This window comes from Fredinandcohnia quinoae (assembly GCF_022427965.1).
GTDB lineage: Bacteria > Bacillota > Bacilli > Bacillales > Bacillaceae_L > Ferdinandcohnia > Ferdinandcohnia quinoae.
In genome coordinates, this window is sequence record NZ_JAKTTI010000002.1 from 1 (window position 1) to 16796 (window position 16796).

The window sequence follows — 16796 nt, forward strand, 5'->3', positions numbered from 1 at the left end:
AAGAATGGAAAGAAATTAAGGAAAGTACGACAGACCCTGAAAGTGGCTATTATGTAAAAGATGAACGAACCAAACAGTTTGCGTATTCGTTTCATACAACCACAGATGAAAAAGGATTTGTATTAGGCACGCTAGTGACTCCAGGAAATGTACATGATAGTCATATGTTACAGCCCCTTGTTGAGAGGGTTATCGAAAAGGTAAAGAAGCCACTTGCAGTCGCTGCTGATGCAGCCTATAAAACACCTGCAATCACGAACTTTCTATTAGAGAATCAAATATTACCTGTCCTTCCTTACACTCGTCCAAAAACGAAAGATGGTTTCTTCCGAAAGAATGATTATGTTTATGATGAGTATTATGATTGTTATCTCTGTCCGCAAGGGCAGGTCTTAAAATACAAGACAACAACAAAAGAAGGATACCGGCAATATAAATCAAATTCAGCGATTTGTGCAGAATGTCCGTTTCTATCGAAATGTACCGAAAGTAAAAACCACCAAAAGCTTATACAACGGCATATTTGGGAGGCCTATTTAGAAGAGGCAGAACATCTCCGTCACAATGATGAAATCAAACAGATATATGCAAGACGCAAGGAGACGATTGAACGTGTCTTTGCTGATGCGAAGGAGAAGCATGGTATGCGTTGGACAACCTTACGAGGTCTAAAAAAATTGTCTATGCAGGCGATGCTTACGTTTGCCGCCATGAATCTAAAGAAAATGGCTACTTGGACTTGGCAACCTGCATAAGTGGGGCCAAACTAGTTGATTGGAGCGGAGGGCGCTTGACTCCTGGGGGAATAGCGGGACAGGTGAGACCCCGCAAGAGCGCTAGCGATGAGGAGGCTCACCGCCCGCCCCCCGGAAAGCAAGTGCCTAGAGCGGAAATCAACGTATTTTTATTACAATCCCATTCCAAAAATGACAAAAGGCACCGAGAGGGATTCCTCTCGGTGCCTTTTGTCGACAATCTGAAGCTACCCACTTTAATTAAATGGGTAGCTTTTTATAATATGTCATTGTAATATTACACTTTCCTACCCTCACTTTTATTTTAAGCAGTGAGTCTTTTTATTAAAATGCCCCTTCTAAATGAGACTGAATCCACTTGATAACATCAACATAAACTTCCTCTTTATTCGTTTCATTTAGTAGTTCGTGTCTAGCGCCTTCATAAAATTTATATGAAATATCCTTCATTCCAACTCGCTTATAGGCTTGATAAGCCTGTAAAACACCTTTTGTATGATTTCCGACAGGGTCTGTACTTCCAGAAATGAAGAACAGCGGCAAATCAGTCGGTGTAAGCTGGAGATTTTTCGGGTCATTGATCACCGCAAGTCCTTCTAGTAAATCATTGAAAAAGCCAGTTGTGAATATTCCTCCACATGAAGGATCTTCAACATATTTATCCACTTCGTGTTTGTCGCGACTGAGCCAATCAAATTCCGTACGGTTCGGGCGAAAAACCTTATTATAATTTCCAAAGACTAGATTGTTAAGCTTTGGACTCGGTGTTATACGACCATGTTTCTTCGCCTCACGACGTGCTATGAGTCTACCGATTTTCCCGATAAATCCTGGATCACCACCAGTACCGCATATAATGGCTCCAGTCAGCCTAGACCCATGTAATTGAATATACCTTCTTGTTAAAAAAGAGCCCATACTATGACCGAATAAAAAGATTGGTACATCCGGATATTCCTTTTCGATCATTGAAGTAAGAGTGTACATATCATTTGCTACCTTTTCAAAGCCTTGTTCATCACTAAAATACCCCGACACTTTATTAAGCTCAGCTGTCTTGCCATGGCCCCGATGATCATTACCAAACACATATATCCCTTTAGATACTAACACCTTTGCAAACTCATCGTATCTTTCAATATGCTCGGCCATTCCGTGCGCAATTTGCACAATCGCACGTGGTTTTTCCTCCGCAATCCACTTTCTTACATAAATTTCAATGTCGTCATCTGTTTGATAGGTAAAACTTTCCTGAGTATCCAATGTGATCACTCCTACTAACTTAATTTTCATTTTCAACAACATCTTTTAGTAAATCTGAAAAATTCGTAAAAGCCCCATCAACCCCCAGATCTACTAGCCCCTTCATATGTACTATATCATTAACGGTATACACATGAACGAGCAAGTTAGCATTATGGGTTTTCTTTACTACTTTTTCATTTACGATTTTGTAATTAACGCCAACCCCAATCGCATAATCTCTCCACCCTCTTAATCTTAAGCTAGTAATTTCTGAAGCTTTCTCATATTGAATAAGCTGAATTAATGGAATTTCCTTATTCAGTTCATGCACCTGTCTTAATGCCTTTTCACTAAATGATTGAATAATTACTTTCCCACTTTTTTGATTATCTGACTGTAAGAGTCCATGCTCCTCCAATAATTGTAATAACATCGACGCCATTCCAGGATTTATATCTGGATTTTTTATTTCGATATAATAATTAACATTTGTTCCGAAGTAAGCCAAAATTTCTTCTAAAGTCGGCACCTCCAGTCCATTAAAGGATCTGTCCGCATAAAGAGGAGAATAAATATTAAACCATGACCCTGCATCCAAATCCTTTAATTGATTAAGAGAATATGACCTTACAGGACCACTACCATTTGTTGTTCGATCTACATTCCGATCGTGCATCGCAACAAGAACGCGATCTTTCGTCATTTGAAGATCAATTTCAATATAATCGGCACCTTGCTCATTTACCAGTTCATAAGATTTAATTGTATGTTCAGGTGAATAACCCGACGCACCACGATGTCCAATCACGATAAAATCCTTTTGATTTGGGTTTTTATACCCCTCATTACGGTGACCACTGCTTGAAAAATTCACAACTACAAAAAGAATAATGATCAGGAGCATTACCCATATTCTTTTCAACAATCTTCCACCTACTATCATTTGTATTTCTACACATTATCTTTTAAATAATTATTTTATAAGTGACATAGATTTGCCAACTATTTATTTCAAAAAAATACGAAAGCACTTACATTTCATTTCTATTTCACATTCGCCAAACATAGGATTAATACAAATCACATAATTAACATGCTTTAGAAAGTATATGTAAGATCTTGTCTACAATACTAAACTATTTCTTCACATAATTTTTACAATATATTTATTTCCAATTAATAATAGATTCCTAAAATGAAATTGTTATGTGTAGAAAAAAGTCATTTTAGAGAAATGAAGAGGGGTTGACGGAATTGAAAAAGGTCGAATTGGTGAACATCTCAAAATCATATGACAAAACGAAGGACGTTATCTCAAATATAAATGTAACGATTAAACCTGGTGAATTTTTTGTCTTAGTAGGTCCCTCTGGATGTGGCAAAAGCACAATGCTCCGAATGATTGCTGGCTTGGAGGAAATTACGAGTGGTGTATTAAAAATTGGCGAGAAAGAGGCAAATCTATTACCACCAAGTAAGAGAGATATTTCAATGGTTTTTCAAAACTATGCACTATACCCTCATTTATCTGTCGAGGAAAACATCGTCTTTGGCCTACATGTTAAAAAAGTATCGAAGATTGAACGTAAAAAACGTTGTACTGAAGTAGCTGAAATGCTTGGTCTATCAGAATTGTTAAAACGAAAACCAAGGGAACTCTCGGGCGGGCAAAGACAACGGGTTGCACTGGCAAGGGCAATTGTGAATCAAGCACCTATTTGTCTAATGGATGAACCTCTTTCTAATTTGGATGCAAAGCTCCGTGCCCATATGCGATCAGAAATTAGACAAATTCAGCGTAAGCTTGGAATTACAATGATCTATGTAACCCATGATCAAGTTGAGGCGATGACAATGGGTGATCGAATCATGATTTTACACGATGGAAAAATCCAGCAAATTGGCGAACCTATTGAAATCTATAACCAACCTGCAAATCCATTTGTTGCAACATTTATCGGATCTCCTCCAATGAATCTGGTCAGTGGGAATATACATCGAGAAAGACGAGAAATTTCAATAGGAGAAACAGTCTCCATTAAAGTTCCTGAAAAAGATGCCCATTTATTAACCACAGAAAAAATTCTCGTAGGGATCCGTCCAGAACATTTAAAACCTGTGGCTAAGGGAGATACAAGTGCACACCATTTTACAGCAGATGTGAAAAATGTAGAGATTTTAGGAAATGAAACAATTCTCGCTTTCCGTGTTGGGGATAGAGAATGGTTAGCAAAATGGAGTGGGCAATGGATGATCCAAGTTGGCCAAGTCATCCCTATTTCAATCGATTATGACTCTATTTGTCTATACGATTTGGAAACAGAGGTATTGCTGAAGGCACCTTCAAATATTGAGAATCATGTAATCAATCAAGAGGTGATTCTATAATGAAGCCTGCAATGAGGAACAAACGAGGTATACATATTCATACAGCTCCAAAGATTGGTTTTTGGCGTCGTTCACTGAATGCACGAACAGCCTTTTTATACTTATTGCCTTCTATCATTTTATTTAGTGTTTTTGTATTCTATCCAATGTTTCGTACGATTTACTTAAGTTTTTTCCTTACGAATCAACATGGTGATCCTGCATTATTTGTTGGTCTAGATAACTATAAATATTTATTTGAATCTGAGAGTTTTCGACAAAGCACGAAGGCAACCCTGTTGTTTGTCCTATTTACCGTTCCGGCTGGAATTATAATTGCTTTATTTCTTGCTTTATTGGCAAATGAAAAGCTAAAAGGGATTGGTTTTTTTAGAACAGTATATTCTTCTACAATGGGGATTTCAGTAGCAGCATCTTCCGTTGTATGGTTGTTTCTCTTTCACCCAAGTATCGGGATGTTCAATCGATTCCTAGGAATATTTGGCTTAAAAGATATTCAATGGTTGCTAGACCCTGAGTGGGCTCTTATCTCTGTATCAATTTCAACGATTTGGCTAAATCTCGGATTCTCCTTTTTAATTATTTTAGGTGGCTTACAAAATATTGATGAACACTTGTATGAAAGCTCAAAAATAGATGGGGCCGGGTATTTTTACAGATTAAGAAGGATTACCATTCCAATGCTGTCACCCACTCTGTTTTTTATTATTACAATTTCAATGATTAACGCATTCCAAACATTTGGACAGATTGATATTTTAACAAAAGGTGGACCTTCTGAATCTACGAATCTGATTGTTTATTCAATTTACAAAGAGGCATTTATTAATTACCAATTTGGAACAGCTAGTGCACAAGCCGTGTTTTTATTTATTACGATTTTAATCGTAACAATTTTACAATTTAAGTTTGGTGAAAAGAAGGTGCACTATCAATGAGTATCCCTACGAAAATACTATTTTATATTCTATTAGTGTTAGGCGCATTTCTAGTGTTTTTCCCGATTTTATATGCACTTATGATTAGTTTTATGGGAAGCAAAGAAATTTTACAAGGAAATTTCTTCCCAGAAGCGATCCATTTTGATAATTATGTCAAGGCGTTTGAACGTTTGCCGTTAATGAAATATTTATTAAATAGCTTTGTCGTTTCGGCATCAGTGATGATAGGACAATTAGTCGTCTGTAGTATGGCTGCATATGCATTTGTTTTTATAGAGTTTAAGGGCAGAAACTTCATATTCTTTTTATTTATTTCAACGATGATGATTCCATGGGAAGCGACAATGATTCCAAACTTCATCACCATTCAAAAATTAGATTGGATCAATACGTATCAAGGGTTGACCGTACCATTTTTCGCACTTGCTTTCGGAACATTTTTACTTCGTCAGCATTTCAAGACGATTCCAAAAGAACTGCACGAAGCTTCCGAAATAGCAGGGTTAAGCAAATTTCAATTTTTCATACGAGTGATTATACCTGTTTCAAGAACAAGTATGGTTACTTTAGGAGCTTACGGGTTTCTTACAACGTGGAATATGTATTTATGGCCACTTTTAGTTACAAATAATGATTCTGTTCGAACCGTGCAAATTGGATTAAAGCAGCTGCAAACTCAAGAAATGGCAACAGATTGGGGGGTGGTAATGGCAGGAGTCATGGTTGTAATTATCCCGACTTTAATACTGTTATTCCTAGGACAAAAGCAATTGCAAAAAGGATTATCACAAGGGGCATTAAAATAAGAAGGAGTGTTGAAAAATTGAAAAAAATCGCTAAATATTTCTCCATACTTTTAATCATTGCTGGTTTATTAGCAATGACAGCTTGTACAAATAGTGCCAATAAAGACGATAACAAGGGCGATGATGGTAAGGATTCAGATTCCACTGGTAAAACTGAAATTGTTTTCTGGCATGCGATGTCAGGTGCTGGTCAGGAAGCATTGGATGAGATTGTCAATGATTTCAATACTTCTCAAGACAAAATCACAGTCAATGCAGAGTTCCAAGGTACTTACGAGGAATCTTTGACAAAGTACCGTAGTGTGGGTGGAACAAATGATGCGCCAGCCATTATTCAAACATTTGAAGTTGGAACAAAGTTTATGATTGACAGTGGCTATATTGAACCGATGCAATCATTTATTGATAAGGACAATTATGACATCTCTCAATTAGAGAAAAATATATTAAATTACTATACAGTGGATGGGCAGTTATATTCAATGCCTTTTAACTCTTCTACTCCTGTATTGTTGTACAATAAAGATGCATTTAAAGAGGCTGGTCTTGACCCAGAAAATCCACCACAAACGTTCAGTGAAATTATCGCTGCCGCTGAAAAGCTAACAAAGAAAAATGGTGATAACACAGAGCAATATGGGTTTTCTATGTTAACATATGGATGGTTCTTCGAGGAATTAGTGGCTACACAAGGCGGTCTTTATGTCGATAATGACAATGGTCGTTCAGATGATGCCACAAAGGCAGTATTTAACGGTGAAGAAGGACTACGAGTATTCAAATTTTTAGATGAAATGAACAAGGCAGGATCTTTCGGAAACTTCGGTACAAACTGGGATGATATTCGTGCTGCTTTCCAAACTGGAAAAGTTGCGATGTATATGGATTCCTCCGCTGGAACAACAAATACTGTTCAAACAGCTCCATTCGAAGTCGGTACTGCATACATTCCATATGCAGATGAAGTTAAAAGACAAGGTGTAATTATCGGTGGAGCATCACTTTGGATGTCAAAGGGCATTGATGAAGCCAAGCAAGATGCGGCTTGGGAATTTATGAAGTTCTTGCAAACTCCTGCAAGCCAAGCAAAATGGCATGTAAAAACTGGTTATTTTGCAATCAATCCTGCTGCGTATGATGAGCAAATTGTAAAAGACCAGTGGGCAGAGATACCGCAATTAAAAGTGACAGTTGATCAGCTTCAAGATACGAAACCATCTTTCGCAACACAAGGAGCTCTGATTTCAGTATTCCCTGAATCAAGACAGCAAGTCGTGACTGCATTGGAGAATCTCTATCAAGGACAGGATCCACAGGAAGTTCTAGATAAAGCTGTTGAAGAAACAAATCGAGCCATTGAAATTGCGAATAAGACGAAGAAATAATGATTAACTCTACTCTAGTTATATCGTCCCTACTTATTAGGGACGATATTTTTTCTAGATATCGTATATTTAAAATTGTAAAAAGGAGTTTTAACCTATGAAATAGAATTAGTTTACTATGACTCATTTTAAAAAATTTCATTTTTTATTATTGAATTTGCTATTCAATAAGTGTCTATGGAAGGAGACTAAAATTTGAGTAAAATCGTAGATCTTGTTCAGTCTCAGGTTATTGCCTCTGTTAAAGAAGAAGTGGATATCGAGAAAGCAATAAAAGGTAAAGCAAACATCGTCTTCCTCTTAACAGGGAATTTAATTAATATGCAGAACTTTGTAACACGTTTACAAAGCGCTAATAAACAGGTATTTATTCATATTGATTTTATTGACGGTTTATCAAATTCAAAAAGTGCGATAAAATACATCGCCCATACATGGAAACCGACAGGAATCATAACAACGAAAAGCTCATTAATTAAATATGCAAAAGAAGAAAAACTAATGGCCATTCAACGAATTTTTCTAATCGATGGCGCTGCAATTTCCAAGGGAATTGAAATGAGCCTTTCATGTAAACCAGATGCAATTGAAGTGTTACCAGGGCTTATGCCAACAATTATTGACCAATTAACTAAACGGGTTAAATTACCAATTATTGCAGGTGGTTTAATAAGTTCAAAGGAAGATATTTTACAAGGTTTAGAGGCTGGTGCACTTGCAATATCCTCCGGTAACCCGGCTTTATGGAATTTTGATTTATAATAAAAAGAGGCTAACTTTTCGTGAGTTAACCTCTTTTAACGTCTATCTATCCATCTATTTCAGTACTATAAATATTGTCAATCTTAGATACCCCATAATAAATATCAGGTGTAGATTTTTTATAATTTGCTCTTACCTTTAAATCTACAAGATAGGATCCATCACGCAAATCCTTAATTCTCACATTTTCAATTTTAATATTATCCTCCTCTATCTTATTTATTACCTCCCCAATGAATTCCCTATTTTTTAAGATTAATCTTAATGTTAGTTCTTTTGACCGAAGTTTCCAAAACCCTAATAAACTGATTAAAAAAGGAATTAACTCCACGCTAATAATGATAAGCACTGCTCCCATAATTGCAGCAACATAAAAACCTGCACCAGTTGCAATTCCGATTCCCGCAGCTCCCCAAACCATCGCTGCAGTGGTTAATCCAGTGATGGTATCATCCTCTCTCCTTAAAATTACACCGGCGCCTAAAAAACCAATTCCTGATACAATTTGGGCTGCTAGACGTAGGGGATCCATTTGTATATTAATAAACTCAGATCCAGGAAATAAATATGCAGATTCAATTGACACGATAGTTAATAGGCAGCTCACAATGGAGATTACTAAACTAGTTTTTAATCCGAAAGGCTTTCTCTTTAATTCACGTTCAAGACCAATCGTTAATCCTAATACCGCTGAAATAAGTAACTTCATCAATATATCCATATCTATTGAATTTAACATTGTTTCTATCATCTTCATCATCCTTTTTCTTTCCCACAATCATCTATGGATATGCCAACTAAGATACCATGCATGCCCTTATATATTTACAATTTCCTTGATACTATTAAATACATAAGTTGGTTTATAGTGAGTTTCCTTAACCATTTCGGCCGTTGAAACCCCAGTAAGCACTAGAACTGTATTAAGACCATTCTCAAATCCCATTCGTATATCTGTTTCTAATCGATCTCCTACCATATAACATTGTTCTGGCTTTAAATTAAGAATTTCATTTACAACAAATTCAGCTGTTAGACGCGATGGCTTTCCAATTACAGAATCGATCGGCTGCCCTGTTGCACCTTCCAATGCTCCAATAATCGCACCACAATCAGGAATCTGACTCCCACCATATACTGGACATGTTCGATCTGGATTTGTTGCAAGAATGATAGCTTTATTTAACCAAGCCTGGTAAGCGATATTCAGCTTTTCATAATTAAATTGACGATCCCAGCCCAGCACCACATATGTTGCTTTTTGCGGGTCATTGGTTAGATTAATATTTTCCTCCCGAAGTTCTTGGAATAACGGTTCCTCGCCAATAACTAAAGCAGCATCATCTTCCTTCATATGATCTTTTAAATATTTCATGGTAATATAATTTGAATTTATCACCTCATCTAAAGTTACGGGTATTCCAAGCTTATTCAGCTTATTCACATAATCAATTCGTGTAGCAATTGATTTATTTGTTAAAAAGACAATCTTATGACCTCTCTCTCGCAAGCTAATAATTGTTTCAACTGCTCCTTCGATTACTTGATCATCTAAATAAACAGTACCATCCAAATCAAAAATAAAGCCTTTTACCATATTGATATCCTCCAACAAGCGTTATCTATTTCAATTCTATTTTTAAACCAGGTAAACAAAGACTCATTTAGTCCAATATTTATATAATTAGAAATTAAAAAAACCCAGCTATAAAAAACCTTAATAGGTTTAAAATAGCTGGGATTTCTCTTCATCTCTTTCCCATGCACTGATTATGTTTTTATAATGATGTGTATGAATGAGTTTTTGGAATTATTCCATTAAAGCTGGCGTTGTAAAGACTCTACAGACTTATTTGCAAATTCCACTGTTTTCATTTCAAAATTAACAAAATAATTCTCTCTTGCTTTTTTTAATACTTGAATGATTAACTCAAAAGGAATTTCGCCATCCCCGATTGCCAAATGTTCATCCGACAGACCATGATTGTCATTAAGATGGAACACCTTAATGTATGGCTCAAGCACCTTTAATTCATGCCCGAAAGAGGCTCTGTTAGATAAAAAAGCATGGCCTGAATCAAAGCATACTCCTACATTTCGATTCTTTATCAGTTCAATTATTGAGATTAACTCGGAAGCACTTGTACCGATTTCATTCTCATACGGTGGCACATTCTCCAAAATCAACAATGTTTCGTTTGGTACTTCACTACTTTTTCCATGAAAATAGTTTTGAATATTCATAAGTCCTTTTTCATGGTTACTTGACCTTCCTGGATGAAATAAAACATATTCACTACCAAAAAAGTCCACCAGCTCCATACATCTATTCCAAACCTCATTTGTTTTTATTCGAATCGACATTTCATCGATCGCCGGATTAAAATCAGTAATTGGTGCGTGAAAATTAATGGTCGCACCACAATCATTTAATAGATAGCGAAGATTATTTCGTCTTGTTTGATCCCATGAGAGCATTTCATATCCATGACCTTCACACATTATTTCAATGACTTTCCAGTTATTTTTCAAAAGTGTATGAATGGTCTGTTCAATCGGCATATGAATCATTGTATAAGAAGATATAACATTTTTCATACGTATCCCTCGTTTCATCATTCTCCTTTATTTAATTCCAGAATGCATAAAGCTACTGATAAATTGTCTTTGGAAAATGAAAAAGGCTAATAACATTGGAAATATTACAAGTAGTGTTGCTGCTGTGACAACGCCCCACTGCGCCCCTGTTTCAAATGATTTTGCAAAAATTGATAATCCTACAGTTAACGGACGATTTTCTACTGAGTTCGTTACAATAAGTGGCCATAGGAAGTTACTCCATTGATGACTCACCGAAATTAAACCAAATGCTACAAAGGTTGGCTTTGCTAGTGGTACATAGACATGCCAGATAATTTGGACTAGATTACAACCATCCATTCGAGAGGCTTCCTCTAATTCATAAGGGATCCCTTTAAATGTTTGCCTAAGTAGAAAAATACCAAACGCAGAAGCAAAATATGGAAGCATAATTCCTAACTTAGTATCCACGAAACCTAGACTAGCAAGAATGCTATAGTTTGGGAAAATCAATACATCTACAGGAATCATAATTTGAACTAAGACTAAAATAAATACGATATTTTTTCCTCTAAACTCTAATCTAGCAAATGCATAGGCTGCTAGGGTAGCAGTAAATAATTGTACAGCTAAAACAACAACAACGATAATTGTTGTATTTAAATAATATTGACCGAATGGGGCTGATTCCCAAGCATTTTTAAAATTTTCTAAGGAAAACTGTAACGAAAATAAGTTCGTTGCTTCAGTTCCAGGTTTAAATGCAGTTAGGACTAACCAGAAAAGGGGAATCGCCCATAAAATTGCAAGAAAATATGTAGAAATCGTAACTAAGCGTTGCATGGTAACTCCCCCTTAATTGTAATGAATTTTTCTATCTACTGAGAAGAATTGAATAGAAGAAATGATTACTAATAGCACCAACATGACTAATGTTAATGTAGCTGCCATTCCGTGGTCCATGAACTTAAAAGCATTTTCATAAATGTAATAGAGTAATAGATTACTTGCATTATCCGGTCCACCTTGTGTCATAACAACTAAATGGTCGACCAATTTAAAAGCATTCGTAATTGCGATTATCATTACAAATAATGTAGTTGGCATGATTAACGGAAATGTTATTTTTCTGAAACGATACCATCCAGATGCTCCATCGATCATAGATGCCTCATATAATTCCTTTGGAACATTTTGTAGTCCTGCTAAATAAAAGATCATAAAAAATCCTGCTTCTTTCCAAACTAGCATGACAATCATGCCTATTAGGACAGTATTTGTTTGTCCCATTACATTAATACTATCAATTCCAAAAACAGATAATAATTGATTTAGCATTCCATACTCTGGCGTATAAATAAATAGCCAAATGTTTGCAACTGCAATGATTGGAATAACGACCGGATAAAAGAAAAAGGTCTTAACAAACCCATTCCATCTTATTGCACGATTAATTAATATCGCCATTAATAATCCTAACCCTACCCCTAGCGGAACAGTTCCAATGGCAAATAGGATATTATTCTTTAAAACCTTCCAAAAAATCTCATCCTTCATCATGCGTGAAAAATTATCAAATCCAACAAAAAATGGTTCAGAAATGCCCATTTCACTATTATAAAAACTTAAATAAACAGTCTTAATAATTGGGTAAAAGGTAAAAAGCATGAGAAATATGAGAGATGGAAGGAGAAGAATCCATGGTGTTAATTTTTTTGTTAAGCCGCTGCTTCTTCTCATTCACAAATCCCCTTTTGTTTCTATTTGTTATATGGTTTCAATACCTCATCGGCCTCTTCTTGAGCCTTCTTGAGTGCCTCACTAGCGCTCATTTTACCTGTAATTGCCGCTTGAATATTATCGTTAATAATTTTGTAAACCTTTCCATTACTATGTGTTGAAAGTTCAGCTGAAGCATGTTCAAGTTGATCTCTTGCTACTACTGCTTGCGGGAAATCCTCAACATATTTTTTCATTGCATCTGTTTCATATGCCGCTTTACTTGTTGCTACATATCCTGTGTCCATACTCCATTGTGCCGCACGTTCAGGTTGTGTAGCCCAATCAATAAATTTCGCAGCAGCTTCTTTTTTCTCTTTTGGAATATCTTTAAACATATAGAAATTCCCGCCACCAGTTGGACTTCCGTAGTTTTTACCAGCAGGTAAGAATGCAACACCAAAGTCGAATTTAGCATTATTTTTTATATTTGTTAGATTACCAGTTGTATGGTAAAGCATACCTGTATTACCTTCTAAGAAATCAGAAGGAGCAGTTGCCCAATCAATAACACCTTCTGGGCTAATTTCATGCTTTTGTGCAAGGTCCATCATGAATTGAAGTGCCTCTACATTTTCAGGTTTATCAAAATAAACCTCTTTCCCATCATCACTCATTAGATTATCGCCATTTTGGAGAGCAAGTGCTTGGAACATCCAGTATTGGAAACCTGTTGAAGGAATTTCAACACCATATTTCATACCTGAGTCAACTATTTTCTTTCCATATTCAACAAGCTCATCCCAGTCCTTTGGTGGCTGTTCCTTATCTAAACCAGCTTTTTCAAATGCGTCCTTATTATAGTAAAGAACAATCGTACTTCTTTGGAAAGGAAGTGAATATGTTTTTCCGCCAGTTTGAGAGTTTTCCATAAAAGCAGGATAGAAGCTTTCTACCTTATCATCTTTAAGGAATTCATCTAGCGGTGTAATTGCATCCATATCTAACAATGTATAAAGTTCTGTTGATAAAAGTACTGCAATATCTGGAACTGTTTTACCTTGAATTGCTGTTTGAACCTTTGTCATAGTTTCATCATACGTACCTGTGTAAACAGGCTTAATCACAATATCAGGGTTTTCCTTCGTAAAGTCAGTAGCCATCTTTTCAATGATTGTGGTCAATGGTCCTCCAACCGCAATTGGAAAATACCATGTCAACTCAACCTTATCACCATTTTTTCCTGAATCCGACTTTTGACTGCAGCCTACAGCTATGAACAAGACAAGCATAATAGTAATACTCGAAAGTAATAATTTTCTCATTTTGTACCCCCTTAGTTTTTTGACCTTACACAACGTATTCTAAATGAAGTCTATCTACATATTCCGATGGAATACTACAAATTCCTCCTTTTATTTTTTGATTTTATTTAAAAAATAGAAAAAAACCCCAAAATAATGAGAAGAGAAAACAATAATGCCTTCCCGTCCATTGAATTTTGGGGTTCTCCTATTCTCTACCCTATTCGCAGACGAAACATTCTAAATTTCGTATATTATTAAGAAAATTTTATACAGAAATGAATAGAATGTCAATACTGGATTTTTTACTATACCAATTCCTATGTTTTGAAAACTATGAGGGACACTAGTCAAAAAATCTACTCTTTTTACCGCTCTTCTTTAATGATTTCCTTGTCATCCTTCATTAATGTTTTTAAGTCTATCTTTAACATACGGTCCATCGGATAGGTTGTTGTGTATCGATATTTATTAGCTCCAGATTCAAACACAACATACAGTTCCTTCCCTACTACTACTATCCCTTCTGGCATCGGAATAGCTTCAATACTTTCTCGTGGTTTTGATCCTACTCCATCAAGGAACCAAAGTGGGACTTGCTTTTCACCAATCGTAACAAAGTCATGTGGCTTTTCCTTTAATGGATGTTCATAGCGATACAATACACTATCATTTGCCCTTCCATAAGAGGTACTTAGTGTAATCCCTTTCTTTTGTACAATGGCTCCTTGGACTTTATCTGTTGTTGATAATACATAATCCGGAATTGCCGGCTCGTCTAGTTTTCCATTCCATTGTTTTTCTGAGAGCATATCATTACTAGGCTGCAGATTATAACCTATCATCCAAGCATACTGGGTAACACCATTACGATTATCTATGTGATGTGTTGGATCAGTTGGGTACGACTTTGCCTCATAAAATTCTCCAACCCAAAGAATCCCCTCATCATATACATTATAGGCTGCCTCAACAGGAACTGGAATTTGATTGATGAAGCGTATTTCATCATTGTCTTTTGCTATTACAAGATCGTTAATCCTTAATGTGAACAAGTAGTTCTCAGAAGCAATCCAAACATGCTCTTTACTTATGGTGACGCCTCCTGCATGTCCTGTGTATGGTGTTCCATCTGTGTTATATAATGTAACTGACTTGATTAATTTTCCACTTGTAGCATTTGTTACGGTTAATGTTCCTGGTCTACCATCATCTAAATAGTTGACCGTTAATAACCAATCTTTTTTCTTATAATAACCTAATCCCTGCGGAACTAGGTCCTGAACCAAGCCAGGAATAACCGGACCATCCTCACTAATATCCCATAATCCTTGATATTTAGGATCCCGATGATTGAGGAACCGTTCTACCTGTGTAATGATTTGGTGGTTTGGTGTTACAGTTATTTGTGCAGACTTCGATGATACATTTCCAGATAAATCTTCTGTAGCCATTTCTATTACATAATCCTGATTTCCCGTTAACATCGATAGGGTAAAATCCTTTTGTGATGAAGGAACTGAAAATTCTAGCACACCATCTTTATATATATGATAGCGGTAAATATCAGGCTCCTCATTTGAGTCCCAAGATAGTACTACTTCACCATTGCCTACATCAGCCCTAATGTTTTTTGGTGTAAGTGGTGGGATTTCGTCTACTATTGGTCTTGGTGGTGCTTGGCTTGATTCAATCCAACCTGGAGTAGGATTTTGATGTCCTGACAAAGTTTTCATTGTTAAACTTCCATCATTAGGGTAGCCAAAACTGACCGACTTTCCGAGGGAAATGTCACTGCCTGAATAATTTGCACTTATCACTTCCTGCTTATTAGGATTAAAAATTGAAACTGACCGTGCACCACTATTTACTATGCCGCCAATATTTCCAAGGATTGTTAATTGATTTTCTTCAACATATTTGTTTTTATATGATACAAAATAATATCGATTAAAAGCTTCCACTGGAATAGGATCGATTTCTTGCCTTCTTGTCCAAAAAATATGCGTATCCCACGGCTCGATTATTAATGAGTCACTTAGTGTTACAGTCCAGCTACCAGATTTAATTGAATAACCTTTCAAATCAATTGCTTGATTGCTATTATTAAATATCTCTATAAACTCAAATGCATCATATCCCGAATAATTATCAGTATCAGCCACTAACTCAGTGATAAGTAATGCAGGAATTACTAGATTTGAATCTGAAGCATTTGTTTTGGTGATAGGAAATACTAAAAAATTCCCTAATACCAAGAAAAGTGATGTTACGTAAATTAACCACTTGTTACGCTTTTTTACCATCCTCATTCCCCCATGAATTATTTTTCTAATAATGGTTCTCATAGTTTACACAAAAAAACCCCATGACAATAAAAAGTATTACAGTATGTAATACAGATTAATGTTCATAGGGTTCTCCTATTCTCTACCCGAAGATATATAGTTAGCTCACCAAATTATTAGATTATTTAAAATAATAGTGTAGAAACGGTACATTAACAATACGTCTTTTTTACTATGTTTGCTCGATAAGTAAGTATTTTATACAATCACAATTATTAAAACTATCAAAAAAATGGCTTGACCTCCTATTTTTACTTTGCTAATATATCAATATATTAAAAATCGATGACGAGAAAGAGTACGTTTGGAACCCTGTTCCCCAGAGAGTCGACATTTGGTGCAAGTCGATGTTCAGATCCTATCCGAAAATCATCTCTGAGATGCAAAGCTGAAAGCAGTAAGCTTTGACGGGTTTTCCGCCGTTACGAAGGAACACGTATGATTGTACGTTGGTCTTGAGAGCCGTATGTTTTTTTGTAGTACGGAATAAGGGTGGTAACGCGAGTATAGACTCGTCCCTACTATAGGGACGGGTTTTTTTGTTTTATAAAAATAGGAAGTTC

The 16796-nt window shown here is 36.0% G+C and carries 15 protein-coding genes and 1 other annotated feature; of the genes, 6 read left to right on the forward strand and 9 right to left on the reverse strand.

Annotated elements, in window-relative coordinates:
- The coding region (locus MJG50_RS01900) for an IS1182 family transposase (protein ID WP_240252326.1) at nt 1-755 on the forward strand (755 nt) is incomplete at its 5' end.
- Between the two features lie 324 nt (nt 756-1079).
- On the opposite strand, the gene MJG50_RS01905 is transcribed toward MJG50_RS01900, so the two are convergent.
- Together MJG50_RS01905 and MJG50_RS01910 are read right to left on the reverse strand one after the other, a co-directional pair.
- On the reverse strand, nt 1080-2018 hold the full coding sequence (locus MJG50_RS01905; protein ID WP_240252327.1) for an alpha/beta hydrolase: 939 nt from the start codon (nt 2016-2018) through the stop codon (nt 1080-1082).
- Nucleotides 2019-2037: 19 nt separating this feature from the next.
- Nucleotides 2038-2922, reverse strand: a complete 885-nt coding sequence (locus MJG50_RS01910) for a glycerophosphodiester phosphodiesterase (protein ID WP_240252328.1) — start codon at nt 2920-2922, stop codon at nt 2038-2040.
- Between the two features lie 332 nt (nt 2923-3254).
- Between MJG50_RS01910 and MJG50_RS01915 the strand changes: the two genes are divergently transcribed.
- The 5 genes from MJG50_RS01915 (at nt 3255) to MJG50_RS01935 (ending at nt 8282) form a co-directional block, all read left to right on the forward strand.
- Nucleotides 3255-4388: an ABC transporter ATP-binding protein gene (locus MJG50_RS01915; protein WP_275695460.1), complete on the forward strand. Its 1134-nt coding sequence runs from the start codon at nt 3255-3257 to the stop codon at nt 4386-4388.
- Between the two features lie 11 nt (nt 4389-4399).
- Nucleotides 4400-5326, forward strand: coding sequence for a carbohydrate ABC transporter permease (locus tag MJG50_RS01920; RefSeq protein WP_240252645.1), 927 nt, complete (start codon nt 4400-4402; stop codon nt 5324-5326).
- The gene (locus MJG50_RS01925) at nt 5323-6135 is read left to right on the forward strand and encodes a carbohydrate ABC transporter permease (protein ID WP_240252329.1); all 813 of its coding nucleotides are present in this window, start codon (nt 5323-5325) and stop codon (nt 6133-6135) included. Before MJG50_RS01920 ends, MJG50_RS01925 begins: the two co-directional genes overlap by 4 nt.
- A gap of 17 nt (nt 6136-6152) precedes the next feature.
- Nucleotides 6153-7520 (forward strand): ABC transporter substrate-binding protein, encoded by a 1368-nt coding sequence (locus tag MJG50_RS01930; RefSeq protein WP_240252330.1) that lies wholly within the window; start codon nt 6153-6155, stop codon nt 7518-7520.
- Nucleotides 7521-7715: 195 nt separating this feature from the next.
- The gene (locus tag MJG50_RS01935) at nt 7716-8282 is read left to right on the forward strand and encodes a glycerol-3-phosphate responsive antiterminator (RefSeq protein WP_240252331.1); all 567 of its coding nucleotides are present in this window, start codon (nt 7716-7718) and stop codon (nt 8280-8282) included.
- Nucleotides 8283-8328: 46 nt separating this feature from the next.
- On the opposite strand, the gene MJG50_RS01940 is transcribed toward MJG50_RS01935, so the two are convergent.
- The 7 genes from MJG50_RS01940 to MJG50_RS01970 all read right to left on the reverse strand — a co-directional run bounded on the left by MJG50_RS01940 (nt 8329) and on the right by MJG50_RS01970 (nt 16191).
- The gene (locus MJG50_RS01940) at nt 8329-9033 is read right to left on the reverse strand and encodes an MgtC/SapB family protein (protein WP_240252332.1); all 705 of its coding nucleotides are present in this window, start codon (nt 9031-9033) and stop codon (nt 8329-8331) included.
- Between the two features lie 66 nt (nt 9034-9099).
- Nucleotides 9100-9879 carry an HAD-IIA family hydrolase gene (locus MJG50_RS01945; RefSeq protein ID WP_240252333.1) on the reverse strand — a complete coding sequence of 260 codons (780 nt, stop codon included), beginning with the start codon at nt 9877-9879 and terminating at the stop codon, nt 9100-9102.
- Nucleotides 9880-10100: 221 nt separating this feature from the next.
- Complete coding sequence (locus tag MJG50_RS01950; RefSeq protein WP_240252334.1) at nt 10101-10880, reverse strand: sugar phosphate isomerase/epimerase family protein; 780 nt, start codon at nt 10878-10880, stop codon at nt 10101-10103.
- Between the two features lie 27 nt (nt 10881-10907).
- Complete coding sequence (locus MJG50_RS01955) at nt 10908-11705, reverse strand: carbohydrate ABC transporter permease (RefSeq protein WP_240252335.1); 798 nt, start codon at nt 11703-11705, stop codon at nt 10908-10910.
- Between the two features lie 12 nt (nt 11706-11717).
- Nucleotides 11718-12602, reverse strand: a complete 885-nt coding sequence (locus MJG50_RS01960) for a carbohydrate ABC transporter permease (RefSeq protein WP_240252336.1) — start codon at nt 12600-12602, stop codon at nt 11718-11720.
- A 20-nt stretch (nt 12603-12622) separates the two neighbouring features.
- Entirely contained in the window at nt 12623-13906 is a 1284-nt protein-coding gene (locus MJG50_RS01965) for an ABC transporter substrate-binding protein (protein WP_240252337.1), read from the reverse strand.
- Nucleotides 13907-14253: 347 nt separating this feature from the next.
- Nucleotides 14254-16191: a lamin tail domain-containing protein gene (locus MJG50_RS01970; RefSeq protein ID WP_240252338.1), complete on the reverse strand. Its 1938-nt coding sequence runs from the start codon at nt 16189-16191 to the stop codon at nt 14254-14256.
- A 318-nt stretch (nt 16192-16509) separates the two neighbouring features.
- Nucleotides 16510-16756: a binding site (T-box leader), on the forward strand.
- The last annotated feature ends 40 nt before the right edge of the window (nt 16757-16796 follow it).